Source organism: Psychrobacter sp. Pi2-52 (genome assembly GCF_904846705.1).
In the GTDB taxonomy this organism is placed as follows: Bacteria; Pseudomonadota; Gammaproteobacteria; order Pseudomonadales; family Moraxellaceae; genus Psychrobacter.
Genome location: NZ_CAJHBS010000004.1, coordinates 60,860 through 74,315 on the forward strand (window position 1 = coordinate 60,860; position 13,456 = coordinate 74,315).

Genomic DNA, 13,456 nt, shown 5'->3' on the forward strand with positions numbered 1-13,456 from the left:
AAATCGATATTTACTACCATTTACTATCAAAGTAGACATCGAAAATCTATGGGTTCATGATTAGTCACATTATCAATGAATAAGGCTAAAAAACAACCCATCTTTGATTAAAATTTACTTATGATGCATGGCTGTTTGAACAGTAAGCATCATAAGTAAGATATGACTATTGTGACATTTGTACCCGTAACTTTGTTCCTCAATAACTTTTTATCTCGTTATCGATATTTATTACTTAGTACGCTTGCATAAACTGTGCTTGGTATTTGATAAGGTCTAACAGTCAGCCAGTTTAGTATTGCTGAGCGTCTTTGTTAGGCATCTTGCGTTTTAGGATTGGTTTCAAAATCTGCCAACATAGTGCTAATACGTTCATCTTTTTGACGCCACACTTGTTCAACCCAGTCGAACATTTGAGCTTTTGTATCTTCATCATTTTCGTAGCCACCTTGCTTGATACTTTCGAACAAGGCATCTGGTATATTGATGTAGCGCAAATCAACGCCCAAGCGTTTGATATTACCTTTCCAAAGATCCCCATAGCTTGGCACACCATCAGGGTATACGATTGTCATGTCTAGTATGCCATCGATATCTTCACCTAGTGCGCTAATAGCCAATGATAATCCACCTGCACGAGGTTTCAGTAAGTGCGTATAAGGCGATTTTTGCTGAGCTTGTTTGGCTTTGGTAAAACGAGTACCTTCCAAATAATTTAATAAGGTAAACGGTTTGTTTTTTAGTAGGGCGCAGGCACGTTTGGCTTCTTCGATGTCCTTGCCTTTTAGCGCAGGATTTTTGGCGATGGCTTCTTTTGAATGTCGGCGCATCATTGGAAAATCTAAAAAGTAAAAAGCTTGACCAACGATAGGGATGTAGATCAGCTCAAACTTAGTAAAAAATCGCGTGAGTGGTAAACGTTTTTCGCCAATATACTGCACGATGCTAGTATCGACCCATGATTGGTGGTTGCTCACCAGTAGGTATTTACCATTGGTATGAATATCGTCGGGTAGACTGATACGCCAATCTTTGCGAGGCAACATATTGTCGATTAAGGCACTGTTGCTACTGATCCAGTGAGTAGCAATTTTTATGACGGCTTTGTCTGCAATAGAGGCGCCAGTAATGACTTTACCGACGCCCATTAGCCATAAAGGAATACTACCACCGAAGCTATTGGCGGCGATGACACCAGTAGCTGTTGCAAGCGACACAGCTTTGCCTAATTTAGGCGAACGTTTATGCATTTTTCGAATGGTAGATGTCAATCGCATGCTCAATCCTTTTCAGTCTATCTGATTAATAATAAGCCGTATGTCGCTGAATCTGTCCTAGTCAAGTCAGTAATATTATGACCGTAAAGCTTTAAATCATGACTATTTAAAGCCGACAAATCTAGCGATATAATTTTAGCAGAAACATGTTGTAGTGTACGGTTGTAAACGTGACTAGTGGTAGCAAGGCGCGAAGATTTGACCTATAAAATCATTGAAATATAACCTGCACTTCTCATACATAGGTATGACAAAATATTACACAGAGATAGGTTGTAGTTGCCATAATAATGGGGAATGTAGATAAGTACTTAAAAAAGATTAATGGACAATCTTTATAAAAAGCACGATTTTTTAAACTTAAGAGGAAATATTATGCGTAATACTTTAATGATTGCAGCAGTAGCATCAGGTCTAGCACTTAGCGGTTGTACAACAGATCCAAACACTGGACAACAGCGTCTAAACAAAGCTGCTCTAGGTGGTCTAGTTGGTGCAGCAGGTGGTGCAACTATTTCAAAAGCAACAGGCGGCGACAAAACTGGTCGTGATGCAGCTATCGGCGCAGCACTAGGTGCAGGCGTTGGTTACTACATGGAGCGTCAAGCTCGTCAACTTGAGCAGCAAATGGCTGGCACAGGCGTAACTGTTGAGCAGAACCCAACCACTGGTAACATTGATTTGGTTATGCCAGGTAGCATCACGTTCTCATTTGATGATGCAACCCTTAGCTCATCATTCAAGCCAACGCTTGATAAGCTTGCTTCAACAATGAACCAGTACAACCAAAACACAATTACTATCGCTGGTCACACTGATAGCAAAGGTTCAGCATCTTATAACATGGGTCTGTCACGTGATCGTGCTTACTCAGTTGCTAACTACTTAACAGCTCGCGGTGTTGCTTCAAACCGTGTAAACGTTGTTGCTTACGGCGAGTCACGTCCGATCGCAGACAACAATACTGAATATGGCCGTGGTCAAAACCGCCGTGTTGAGCTAACAGTTAACGCACCACAGAGCGTAAACTAATCAATAGTTATATATAGCTATTAAGTATGTGCTAGATATTTGAGCACATATATTTTAAAAAGAGCCAGCGATATGCTGGCTCTTTTTTTGTGTTTTCAGTTTGAATAAAACAGTGATGATTAATAGATATAGTTAATATTAAATTAAATATTGATAATGATTATCAATAACACTATAATTTGTCAGTGTTTGCTATTGATACAATATTAAACGTCTTATCGTGCGCACTGAGAATCAATGTGCATGGCTAAGATAGCCTGCTGTAACATGGCTTGATTATCAAAATAATTGAGGCTACTTAACCAAAACGAATTTTTTGCTATATTTCTTGAGGATATGTATGACGATTACCACAGTAACGAGCCGTAAGCTTTTACCAACTACTTTAGCTGCTGCACTTGCAGGATTGTTAATGGTGTCGGGCTGTACAAAGCAAGCCGATGAAGACACCAATGCTGCGACAGAAACGCAAACAGAAGTAGCAAACACAGAGACAGCGGATAATCCAGAGATGACTGCTGCCGAAAAAGCACATATTGATAGATTGATTATCAGTTATGCAAATATGGCACACGCCGCTTATAAAGATTCGTTGGACACGGCTAAAGCGCTACAAACTGCGGTAGAAACATACGTGGCCACTCCAACACAAGAAAACCTTGATGCTGCAAAAGCTGCCTATAAAGCAGCACGCCAACCATATTCACAAACTGAGATTTTCCGTTTCGATGAAGGCTTTGTGACTGCCAATGATAAACGTGCTATCAACAGCATCGATAGCTGGGAAGGGCAGATCAATGCTTGGCCACTTGATGAAGCGCTGATTGATTATGTTGGTGATGACTATGAAGGCGAATATAACAGCCAAGAGAACATCATCAATAGCGACAGCATTACTGTCGGTAGTATCAAGCAAGATACCAGTACAATCACACCTGAGCTACTCGCAGAAATGAATGAAATCGGTGGTAGTGAAGCCAACGTAACGACTGGCTATCATGCGATTGAGTTTATGCTGTGGGGTCAAGACAACAACGGTGTGAAAGAAGGCGCAGGTAATCGCCCAGTCACTGACTATGCGACTGAAGCTGGACAGTGTACTAGTGGTGAGACCGCCAATGAAGATGCCAGTATCTGTGAGCGCCGTGGTGAGTTCTTAACTGCTGCAACTCAACTATTGGTCGATGATTTGACCGCGATGGAAGCCCAGTGGCAGCCTGATACTGAAAATACCTTGCGTAGTGATTTGATAGCGCGCAAATATGACAATGGTCTGCGCCAAATTATGTATCAAATGGGTAGCCTAGCATTAGGTGAGCTTGCGTCTGAGCGTATGCAGGTCGCTTTTGTTACTGGCTCTACCGAAGATGAGCACGAATGCTTTAGTGATTTGACTCATTTGAGCTATGCCAATAATGCGCGCGGTATTCAAAACGTCTTTAATGGTAGCTATACAACAGTCGCTGGTAAGACAGTGGGCGGCTACGGTATCAAAGATTATCTGACGGATAACGGCCACACAGAAGCTGCTGATAAATTGGCTGCTGAGTTCAACAAAGTAGAAGGCGCGTTTAACGTTATCGTTGAAAAAGGCGAAAAAGACGGTATCAAGATTGACCAGATGATTGCAACTGTCGGTCAAGCTAGCCAAGAAGGTATCTCTGCTGAAGAACAAAACGTCCGTCGTGGATGGGTTGAAGCGGGCATCACTAGCTTACAAGAGCTGACCGCCAGTATCGAAAACGCTGCAAAAGCAGTTGGAATCGATAATCTAGACGCAGATGCCGGGTCACAATTTTAAGAAAAAATTTAGGCTAGCGGTCCTTATCTATAAGCTAGCGGCACTTATTTAAAAGCCTTTCATTGGCTTTGCGACGTTTTATTAGTCGTTATAGGTCAGCAACCGCTGTTTATTGGATACTTAGATTAGATATAATACGTGCGTTGTCAGCCACCGTTGGCAACGCATTTTTACGAGCATTAAATAAGCCAATTGGCCGGTTTACCATTTCATTATATGTCGATAAGCAATGATTGTGACGACATATAATGAGATGGTATGACAAAATTTTAATGGTTCTACTCTAGCGCTAAGGCAATTAATTTCTATGAACGCCAATTATGTTAACCCCTCTGATTCCCCTCTTGCTACTCAAATCCTACGACATATACCTTCTAAGCTTGCGCTAATTATCGCGAGTGCAATGGCTATCAGTGCGTGTCAACCATCTGATAGCGTTTCTGACGACACTTCTAACAATGTTTCTGATAACACTTCAGAGCAGGCCTCAAATAATGAAAGCAGCAGTGAAAACAGCCAAGCGCTGTCATCTGAACACGCCAAAAATATAGAAACACTGGCGGGCGTGCCGATGCAGCAACTGGTGAGCTTTGACCCTCAAGAGATCAAGCAGGGCGGTGACTCTGGTATTAGCATTAGCAGTGCTGAGAGCTACTCGAAGCCCTCATCAAACCTAGCTGCTTCTCGTAAAGGATCATTCTTTATTGGTAACGCGTTTTTCAAGCAGCCGTGGGTCGTCGCACCTGCTAGTACTGATAGTCGTGATGGACTGGGCGCATTATTCAATGTGGCCGCTTGCCAGTCTTGTCATGTCAAAGATGGGCGAGGTCATGCGCCGATGACTGCCGATGACGATGCTGATAGTTTATTGATTCGTCTGTCTATGCCAGCGACGACCGATGAGCAGCGCCAGCAGCTACAGGATTCGCTAATTGAAAAGGTGGCTCATCCTATGTATGGTGGCCAGCTACAAGATCGTGGTATTCAGGGCGTGCCTGCTGAAGCGAGAATTGCGGTGCAGTGGACAGACACACCAGTTACCTTTGCTGACGGATATGTCGAGACACTACGTGCGCCAACGTTTAATTTGACCAAACCTGGTTACGGTGCTTTTGACGATGACATGATGGTATCGCCGCGTGTGGCGCTACCGATGATTGGGCTTGGGCTACTAGAGCAAATACCTGACGATGACATTAAAAAGCAAGCCAGCGACAGTAGTAATGGTGATATCAGTGGTAAATTTAACTGGGTGACGGATCCACAAACGGGCAAGCGTGCGCTTGGACGATTTGGGTGGAAAGCGGGTCAAACCAAACTTATCACCCAAAACCAAAGTGCCTTTAACGAAGACATGGGTCTGACGTCGAACATCCGTCCTAACGAATCCTGTATGCCAACGCAGACCGCATGCCTAAATGCAGCGACAGGTGCTGATGAACAGGGCAATGGTAAATCACCTGTTGAAGTAAACGATGAGGTAGCGAAATTTGTAGAGTTTTATACTCGCAATTTAGCAGTGCCGCATCGCCGTAATGCAGATGATAAGCTTGTGCTAGCGGGCAAAAAGCGTTTTTATGACATGGGTTGTCAAAGCTGTCATACGCCAAGATATCAGTTGCCAAAAACCGACGATGATCATCTTGAGCAGCATGGACAAGTGATTTATCCTTACACAGATTTGCTATTGCATGATATGGGCAATGATCTCGCTGATCGTACGATTGCCGGTAAGCTACCACCAAAAGATGCCCAAGTTGAGTTTTTAGCCAACTCTTATGAATGGCGTACGCCAGCACTTTGGGGCGTAGGACTTGCGCAGACAGTTGATCCTCAAGCGACGTTTTTGCATGATGGCCGTGCACGTACGTTGATGGAAGCGGTTTTATGGCATGGCGGAGAAGCCGAAAAGCAAAAGCAACAAGTATTGAAGTTGGACAAACAAGGTCGCGCAGAGCTTAATGCGTTCCTAAAGTCGCTGTAATAAAGTCGCTATTATAAAATCAGTATAAAAACGCTATAAATTACTACCTATAACATTACCGAGAAACCTATGAAAATAAACCACGCTTTGGCAATGGCGCTATCTGCATTGAGTGCTGGACTGCTGATCAGTTGTGTCAAACCTGCCGATGACAACAAAGCTGCAGATGTAGACAGCCAAAAAGTTGTGCAAGACAGTGCAGCTACTGACAGCTCAATAGAAAACAGCAAAGAAAGTACTGAGCAAATCGTTGCAGTAGATATCAGCCCTGAGACTGCAAAAACGTATTTGACGCATGTGGCAGACGATATCGTGATTCCTGCGTATGCTGATGCAGCCAAGCAAAGCGATCTGTTGAACGAACTGGCGCAGAAGCACTGTACCCAAGCTCCAGTAAGTGGCGATGAGCTACAAGCATTACGTGCACAGTGGCTAGTATTGGCACAAGCCTGGTCAAGTGCTGAGATGGTCAACTTTGGTCCTGCGACTGCTAGTATGAGCAATCTATACATCAACTACTATCCTGACGAGCGCGGACTTGTACACAGTGGCGTGGCTGATTTGATTGCTGCCAATCCAAAACTAACGCCAGAACAACTTGCTGGCGAGAGCGCTATCGTACAAGGCGTACCAGGGTTGGAAGAGGCTTTGTTTGCCAATGACAGTTTAGACGCTGGTCAGTGTGCTTACGTGATTAGTGCCAGTAGTGCGTTGAGCACGCGTCTAAAAGACATCGAGAAAAACTGGCAGCAAAACGCGACTGATTTATTGGCGATAGACAAAACAGCAGAGAGCGATAGAGGCCTAAATCAGTGGATTAACTCTCTACTATCATTGATTGAGACCATGAAGTCTAATGCCATTGATCAGCCACTCGGTCTGACAGGTAAAGCAAAAGGTCATTTACCTGCTGCTACTGCTGGACAAAGCCGCGCTATCATCAATGCTAAGTTAGATACTATCAATAAAGCCATGACTGATCCAGTACTGACGGCTATTCTTGGTAGCAATGATGAAAACAAGGTTTCGGATAATCTATCAACTGCACTTGCTGATACGACTGCATTATTAGCACAAATGCCAGAAGATTTATCAGAGGCTAGTAAGGACGACCAACAAGCGTTGTATGATCATCTGACTGATGTCACTCGTCTGATTAAACGCCAGTTAATCCCAGCACTTGGTATCCGTGTGGGGTTTAATAGCACTGATGGCGATTAGACAATGTCTACTATCGAAGCGAGTACAGCAACGTCAGCAGCCCAGACTCATGACCAGATGAATAGGTCTAATCGGTCTGGGAGAACTTCGTCAGCTCATGAGCTTTTGACGACTTCAGTGCTGACAGCAGTTGGTACGGCGGCGCTGGTCGGTATTCACCATCGTTATCGTAAGCAGCAGCATCCAGATGCCAGTCTACAAGATTATGTGGAGGGTATTCGTACGCAGATGCAGGTATTACGAGCTGGTCCTGATTCAACGCCGAAGCTTTTGCGCTTACGTTATGCTTGTGAGCAAGCAGCGGCAACCTGGAAGCAGGCTTATCATGCTGCAGGTGATGATAAAATTGATGTACCTAATTATGCTGCTGTGCATACAACAACGATGCTAGCACGACCAGTCAGCTGGGTCAGTGGCGTCGCATCACTGCCAAAAGATCAGAACTCATCAAGCCAAAATGAGCATGACTTTGGTGTGGTAGGTATTGATGCTGACAGACAAATCGTTTGGCAAACGACTATGCCTGAGCGTGTCCACGACATCGTTGTTCAGCCTCTGCCTGTCAATGTATCTGAAGCTCAAACTCAGCATAATAATGTCGAGCAGAGACGTGATGTCGTCGTCATGGGTCGTCGTCCAAGTGAAAGATTTTGGGTGCTTAATACGTCAAATGGGCAAGTACAACATGCGATCAAAGCTGATATAAACCGTCACTTTTATGGTCATGCTTGCTATAGCTTAGATGGCAGCTTGCTCTATGTAACCGAGAATGACACGGTGAGTCTGGCAGGTAAAATTGGTATCTATGATGCCCATGATGCTTATAAAAAAGTAGCAGAGTTTGATTCATATGGTATCGGCCCGCATGAGCTGATTATGCATCCTGATAGCGAAACACTCGTCATTGCAAATGGTGGTATCAAAACCGAGCAGGCCTCACGCGAAGAGCTAAATCTAGATACCATGCGACCCTCTCTGGTTTATTTGAATCGTCACGATGGCACACTGCTCGAGCAAGTGACTCCAGAGCATAATCAGATGAGTGTGCGCCACTTAGCCATGCACAATGACGGCACAGTGATGATCGGTATTCAGTTCCAAGGTGAAAAACATATCAATGTACCGTTAGTGCTGACCCATAAACGTGGTGACGGCAGCTTTACTCCATTGACCATGCCAAACAATCAATGGCAACGCTTTCACCAATATATCGCTAGCGTGGCGGTGGATAGTGAGCGTAACCTACTGTGTGTGACCACACCGATTGGTGGCTGTGCGGCAATTTATGATTTGCATACTCGCGAGCTGATTGATGATGTAAGTCTGCCAGATTGTGCAGGGGCTTCGGTGTTAGTTAATTCTAGTGCTTCAATGAGTAAAATTGATAAACATACCGAGCCGACAGGATTTATTGTCAGTGATGGTCAAGGTCAGTTAACAGCGCTAAGAGTAAATGCTTTACCAGAAGTAAAGTTGGACGTAAACGACGTTGAACCTCATGAGCGGATTATCAAAGACAGTCAACTGCATATGATGTCGTTTGACAACCATTTGCAAGCGTTATAATAAGTGACGCTAAGCAAGAGCGACAGACGCACAGGCATGACTATTAATAACGACTATTACTAGAATAGCAGTAATAGTCAGCCAAGGAGGTAGAGCATTAGCTTAGATACCAATTTAGATACAATCAGACAGCAGCTTGCACAGGTAGGCATCGAGCTACACATCAGTAAAAAGCGTGTTAAAAATATCAATTTTCGCTTAAAGCCTCATACGTTGATGGTCTCTGCACCAATGCATGTCAGCGCATTACAAATGTTGCATGCTGTTGCTAAGCGGGTGCCTTGGGCTATTGCAAATCACCCGCAGGTATTAGAACAGTATAGACGTAGACAGAATACTTCGTCAGACATTTCAGCTGCTAATAATTCAGTTCTATTATGGGGTGCAGAGCAATCATTTACGCTCAGTCCTGATAAAAAAGTTACCTATTATCGGCAACAACTCTCCGAAGTCACACCTGCACTATTTGATAAGTGGCAGCCAATCGTTGGCACTTATGCCAATGAAATACGATTAAAAAAAATGCACACGCGTTGGGGCAGCTGCAACACGCGCGCAAAACGAATTTGGCTATCAGTCTATCTTCCTGCCTATCCTATTGAATGCACCGAATACGTAATCGTTCATGAGCTGTGCCACTTGCATCATGCCAACCATAGCCGAGCGTTTTGGCAAACGGTTGCAACAGCGATGCCAGATTATTTGCAATGGCATAATACCCTAGCGGGCAAGACAGGGCAGCTGGACTAAACCTATCATCTAAGTATCTAACTATCTAAATAGCCCTAATAAATATCTCGATATCATCTGCGTAACATTCATTATGCTGAGCAACAAGTCCTATTTTTATTATCATTTTTAAAATAAGGACACACCTGGATAAGCCTGATATTATAAGAAATAACGGTACAAATCGTGTCGTTTAATTAACAAGTTTATATACAGGGATGTCATATGGAAAACGTCAACCAGGCGGAGTTTTGGCAACAGCGTTATGAGAAGAACAGCATCGGTTGGGATATGGGGCAGGTATCACCACCGCTCAAAGCTTATATTGACCAGTTACCTGAGAGTACAAAAAATCAGGCGATACTAGTGCCAGGTGCAGGTAATGCTTATGAAGTGGGCTACTTATATGAGCAAGGTTTTACCAATGTCACGCTGGTTGACTTTGCCCCTGCACCGATTGAGACGTTTGCAGAGCGCTATCCTGGTTTTCCTTCTGAACACCTGATCTGTGCGGATTTTTTTAGCTTGTCAGCTGAGCAGTATCAATTTGATTGGATACTAGAGCAGACGTTTTTTTGTGCGATTAATCCATTGCGACGTGATGAATACGTGCAGCAGATGGCGAGGTTGTTAAAGCCACAAGGTAAGCTGGTTGGATTGTTATTTGACACGGATTTTGGACGAGAAGAGCCACCATTCGGCGGCAGCAAGGAAGAGTACCAACAGCGTTTTCAAAGTCATTTTGATATCGATATTATGCAGCCCAGCTATAATTCACATCCAGCGCGGCAAGGTAGTGAGCTATTTATAAAGCTGCAAGTAAAGTAAGCTCGCGCTTAATATTATCTCGAGCTTGCGTTTCTAACTGCTCATAGTAATGGTCAGTCAGATAGAGTTTGGGATGCGCTAGTAACCCTTGTAACACTGCAGTGCGCCCATCACGGTAGCTGTCATCGGCGACATGCGTATATTCTTTGCGTATCGCCTTTGCATACTGCTCATATGCAGACCACGGCGCGCCCAAGATACTTAAATCCACATCTAATAGATACGCAGTATCGTTATATTTGTCCCTGTCTACCAACATATCTATCTGATGATTAGCCGTCATCATAATGAGAACGTGAATCTGTTGGCATTGCTTTGTGCTTAGATAAGGGCCCAAAGCATCTATCGCAAACTCTGCACTTTTTAGCTCATTGTCGAAGCGTGTTGGGTCATATATCACATCATGATAGTACAGTGCCAATGCAATGATATGTGGCTTAGCAAGATGGTGCTTAATATTCTCAAACTGTACCAATAACTGCTCAATATGATTGAGTGTATGATAAGCACGTTGTGGTTCGCCGTAGCGCGACACGATATCTTGCCAAAGCCTATCTATTTGCTTTGGCAGGATATCGCTGGTCATAGCTGACAAATGCTGTGCAAAGCACTTGCCAAGCTCATCATGCTTATTTGAGACAGTTTTCATATGTCATTTTTTCACTATGCACATGGTAAAAATGGTTTGATTATTCTTTATTAGCTACCGCATCTTTAAATGCTTTATTAAACACCTCACCAAGCAAGCTAACATCATCGACACGCGCATAGTTCAGACGGGTGACAAAGGCAATATGGCGATGCGGCCCTTCTTCAGCTAGTGGTATGGCGACGGCATTCTGGTTTTGCAGGTGTAGCTGATCGAGCGCCATTTCAGGCACTAGCGTTGTGCCCATATTGGCAAGTGCCATTTGAATCAAAGTATTTAAACTGGCATCTGAGAAGCTTGATTTCATTTGTGCGCGGTCGAAATGACAAACAGACAGGGTCTGGTCAGTTAGGCAGTGTCCTTCACCAAGTAGCATGAGGTTGGCAGTTGCCAGTTCGTCAGCATTGATGGTCTCAAGCTTGGCATGTATGTCATCTTTTGGAAATACAGCAAAGAAGTCTTCACTCCAAAACTCAAAACTGTGTAGCCCATCTACCGCATAAGGTAGCGCAATAATAGCGGTGTCGATATGACCGTAGCGTACCTGTTCAAGCAAACGCTCTGTCTGTTGTTCGACGATGGTCATACGGAACTCTGGATATTGTGCACGCAGCGCAGGCAGTACTTTTGGCAGCAAATAAGGCGCAATCGTCGGAATGATACCGACAGTCATGGGATAGGCAAGCGGCGTCTGATGGCTATGAGCACGCGTGGTCAAATCGCTGACCTCAGAAAACACTCGCTGCGCCCGTGTGAGGATGTCTTGACCGATAGGGGTAATCAATACCTGTTTATTGTTGCGCTCAAAAATCTGAGTATCTAGCTGTTTTTCTAATTCTGCGATACCCAAACTTAGTGCAGATTGCGAGATATTGCAATCTTCAGCCGCACGTTTAAAATGACGATGTTTGGCGACGGCTAGGGCAAACTCAAGTTGTCGTAAAGTAATCATAAAACCTCTCTGTTAGTGGGTTTTTAATGCAATTTATTATGTTTGGTCAACCTTTATAAGGTAGCAAATTACCAATTGAGCACCAATGATAAAATGTAGAGATAATAGTTTAACAAGTTTAATAAAACAAAACATCACATTAAAAACTTTTAACTGGATTAACCATAGAATTCGCGTATAGTTTGTCAGGTAGCCCAGAGAGCTAGAGGGCTAATTGAAAAAACCATATAATTAATTTCCAATTTACTTAACTATAGAGGAGCCAACCATGGCGTCTATCATCAATCAAGAAATCCCAGAATTTTCAGCAGATGCATACGTAAACGGTGAGTTCAAAACCATCACTTCAGAAGACGTAAAAGGCAACTGGGCGATTTTCCTATTTTACCCAGCTGATTTCACGTTCGTTTGCCCAACTGAGCTAGAAGACATGGCCTCTCATTATGACGAGCTAAAAGGTCTTGGTGTTGAAGTATACTCAGTATCTACTGACACGCATTTCACGCACAAAGCATGGCATGATTCTTCAGAAGCTATCGGTAAAGTACAATACCCAATGATCGGCGATCCTACTGGTAAAATCACTCGTGGCTTCAACGTCATGATTGAAGAAGCAGGTTTGGCTGAGCGCGGTACATTCTTAGTAGATCCTGATGGCTTGATCCAAGTCGCTGAAATCCATGCTGGCGGTATCGGCCGTAGCGCGAAAGATATGCTACGTAAAGTGAAAGCAGCACAGTATGTTCGCGAAAACGATGGCGAAGTTTGCCCAGCAGCTTGGGAACAAGGCGGCGACACATTAAAGCCAAGTCTTGACCTAGTTGGTAAAATCTAAGTAGATATTTTATACTTAGATAAAAGTAGCGCTGTATCTTAAACGTCTGATTTAAGTCAGTGCTACAAATAAAGACCCCATTAACATAAGTTGATGGGGTCTTTTTACGTCTTAAGCATAGATATTGTTAGTATTATTTTTTCAGCATATCTCTAAGTATAAACGCAATATTAAGCGCGAGACTATGCTTTATTAAGCGCGAGACTGTGCTTTATTTTTATCAATGGTTTTATAAATCTCGTCTTTGAGTTGTAGCTTTCGTCGTTTCATCTGTTCGATTTCTTCGTCGCGACTGGCATGCTTGACCACATCGTTTTCAAGCTTATTAATTTGCCTATCTAGAGTCGTATGCTCGTCAAAGATACTCGCAAAATGCGTGTCCTTTTGCTTGAGCTCATCGATAATATCACTGTGATCTTGCCATGTGTCTGTCATTGTCATGTTGTCATCCTTGTTATTTAGTGCAAGCTTAGAATAAGCGTAAGCACGTTATGGTTAAGACGCTTATGATGGTGAGATTTTTTTTGGAAGGGGTGAACGTTTAATGGTAATAAAGATAGCTACTTCACGATATTGATAATG

Annotated in this window: 12 protein-coding genes; 8 read left to right on the forward strand and 4 right to left on the reverse strand. The window is 43.5% G+C overall.

Features of this window, described 5'->3' with window-relative positions; genetic code table 11:
• Window positions 1-314 precede the first annotated feature (314 nt).
• On the reverse strand, window positions 315-1,277 hold the full coding sequence (locus JMY00_RS03575) for an acyltransferase (protein ID WP_201579157.1): 963 nt from the start codon (window positions 1,275-1,277) through the stop codon (window positions 315-317).
• A 375-nt stretch (window positions 1,278-1,652) separates the two neighbouring features.
• On the opposite strand from JMY00_RS03575, the gene JMY00_RS03580 reads away from it, so the two are divergent.
• The 7 genes from JMY00_RS03580 (at window position 1,653) to JMY00_RS03610 (ending at window position 10,438) form a co-directional block, all read left to right on the forward strand.
• A complete protein-coding gene (locus JMY00_RS03580; protein ID WP_057761553.1) occupies window positions 1,653-2,309 on the forward strand; it encodes an OmpA family protein in 657 nt (218 codons plus the stop codon).
• Between the two features lie 340 nt (window positions 2,310-2,649).
• The gene (locus JMY00_RS03585; RefSeq protein ID WP_201579158.1) at window positions 2,650-4,110 is read left to right on the forward strand and encodes an imelysin family protein; all 1,461 of its coding nucleotides are present in this window, start codon (window positions 2,650-2,652) and stop codon (window positions 4,108-4,110) included.
• 403 nt (window positions 4,111-4,513) lie between these two features.
• The gene (locus JMY00_RS03590) at window positions 4,514-6,094 is read left to right on the forward strand and encodes a di-heme oxidoredictase family protein (RefSeq protein WP_201579233.1); all 1,581 of its coding nucleotides are present in this window, start codon (window positions 4,514-4,516) and stop codon (window positions 6,092-6,094) included.
• A 69-nt stretch (window positions 6,095-6,163) separates the two neighbouring features.
• Entirely contained in the window at window positions 6,164-7,315 is a 1,152-nt protein-coding gene (locus JMY00_RS03595) for an imelysin family protein (RefSeq protein WP_102091839.1), read from the forward strand.
• 3 nt (window positions 7,316-7,318) lie between these two features.
• Window positions 7,319-8,881, forward strand: coding sequence for a DUF1513 domain-containing protein (locus JMY00_RS03600; protein ID WP_201579159.1), 1,563 nt, complete (start codon window positions 7,319-7,321; stop codon window positions 8,879-8,881).
• A 216-nt stretch (window positions 8,882-9,097) separates the two neighbouring features.
• The gene (locus JMY00_RS03605) at window positions 9,098-9,631 is read left to right on the forward strand and encodes a M48 family metallopeptidase (RefSeq protein WP_201579160.1); all 534 of its coding nucleotides are present in this window, start codon (window positions 9,098-9,100) and stop codon (window positions 9,629-9,631) included.
• Between the two features lie 204 nt (window positions 9,632-9,835).
• A complete protein-coding gene (locus JMY00_RS03610; RefSeq protein WP_201579161.1) occupies window positions 9,836-10,438 on the forward strand; it encodes a methyltransferase domain-containing protein in 603 nt (200 codons plus the stop codon).
• Here JMY00_RS03610 and JMY00_RS03615 read toward each other — a convergent pair.
• Window positions 10,416-11,087, reverse strand: a complete 672-nt coding sequence (locus JMY00_RS03615) for a hypothetical protein (protein WP_201579162.1) — start codon at window positions 11,085-11,087, stop codon at window positions 10,416-10,418. The two genes, JMY00_RS03610 and JMY00_RS03615, sit on opposite strands and share 23 nt — an antisense overlap.
• Before the next feature lie 40 nt (window positions 11,088-11,127).
• Window positions 11,128-12,039 (reverse strand): hydrogen peroxide-inducible genes activator, encoded by a 912-nt coding sequence (locus tag JMY00_RS03620; protein WP_201579163.1) that lies wholly within the window; start codon window positions 12,037-12,039, stop codon window positions 11,128-11,130.
• 268 nt (window positions 12,040-12,307) lie between these two features.
• Here JMY00_RS03620 and ahpC point away from each other — a divergent pair, with 268 nt between their 5' ends.
• Window positions 12,308-12,874, forward strand: coding sequence for an alkyl hydroperoxide reductase subunit C (gene ahpC, locus JMY00_RS03625; protein WP_201579164.1), 567 nt, complete (start codon window positions 12,308-12,310; stop codon window positions 12,872-12,874).
• Window positions 12,875-13,066: 192 nt separating this feature from the next.
• Here ahpC and JMY00_RS03630 read toward each other — a convergent pair whose 3' ends face one another.
• Window positions 13,067-13,315, reverse strand: a complete 249-nt coding sequence (locus tag JMY00_RS03630; RefSeq protein WP_057761532.1) for a DUF465 domain-containing protein — start codon at window positions 13,313-13,315, stop codon at window positions 13,067-13,069.
• Between the last annotated feature and the right edge of the window lie 141 nt (window positions 13,316-13,456).

Excerpts from the sequence above, each read along its gene's own strand:
- JMY00_RS03575 (WP_201579157.1), bottom strand. The coding sequence starts at position 1,277 with ATGCGATTGACATCTACCATTCGAAAAATGCATAAACGTTCGCCTAAA.
- JMY00_RS03580 (WP_057761553.1), top strand. The coding sequence starts at position 1,653 with ATGCGTAATACTTTAATGATTGCAGCAGTAGCATCAGGTCTAGCACTT.
- JMY00_RS03585 (WP_201579158.1), top strand. The coding sequence starts at position 2,650 with ATGACGATTACCACAGTAACGAGCCGTAAGCTTTTACCAACTACTTTA.
- JMY00_RS03590 (WP_201579233.1), top strand. The coding sequence starts at position 4,514 with ATGGCTATCAGTGCGTGTCAACCATCTGATAGCGTTTCTGACGACACT.
- JMY00_RS03595 (WP_102091839.1), top strand. The coding sequence starts at position 6,164 with ATGAAAATAAACCACGCTTTGGCAATGGCGCTATCTGCATTGAGTGCT.
- JMY00_RS03600 (WP_201579159.1), top strand. The coding sequence starts at position 7,319 with ATGTCTACTATCGAAGCGAGTACAGCAACGTCAGCAGCCCAGACTCAT.
- JMY00_RS03605 (WP_201579160.1), top strand. The coding sequence starts at position 9,098 with ATGGTCTCTGCACCAATGCATGTCAGCGCATTACAAATGTTGCATGCT.
- JMY00_RS03610 (WP_201579161.1), top strand. The coding sequence starts at position 9,836 with ATGGAAAACGTCAACCAGGCGGAGTTTTGGCAACAGCGTTATGAGAAG.
- JMY00_RS03615 (WP_201579162.1), bottom strand. The coding sequence starts at position 11,087 with ATGAAAACTGTCTCAAATAAGCATGATGAGCTTGGCAAGTGCTTTGCA.
- JMY00_RS03620 (WP_201579163.1), bottom strand. The coding sequence starts at position 12,039 with ATGATTACTTTACGACAACTTGAGTTTGCCCTAGCCGTCGCCAAACAT.
- ahpC (WP_201579164.1), top strand. The coding sequence starts at position 12,308 with ATGGCGTCTATCATCAATCAAGAAATCCCAGAATTTTCAGCAGATGCA.
- JMY00_RS03630 (WP_057761532.1), bottom strand. The coding sequence starts at position 13,315 with ATGACAATGACAGACACATGGCAAGATCACAGTGATATTATCGATGAG.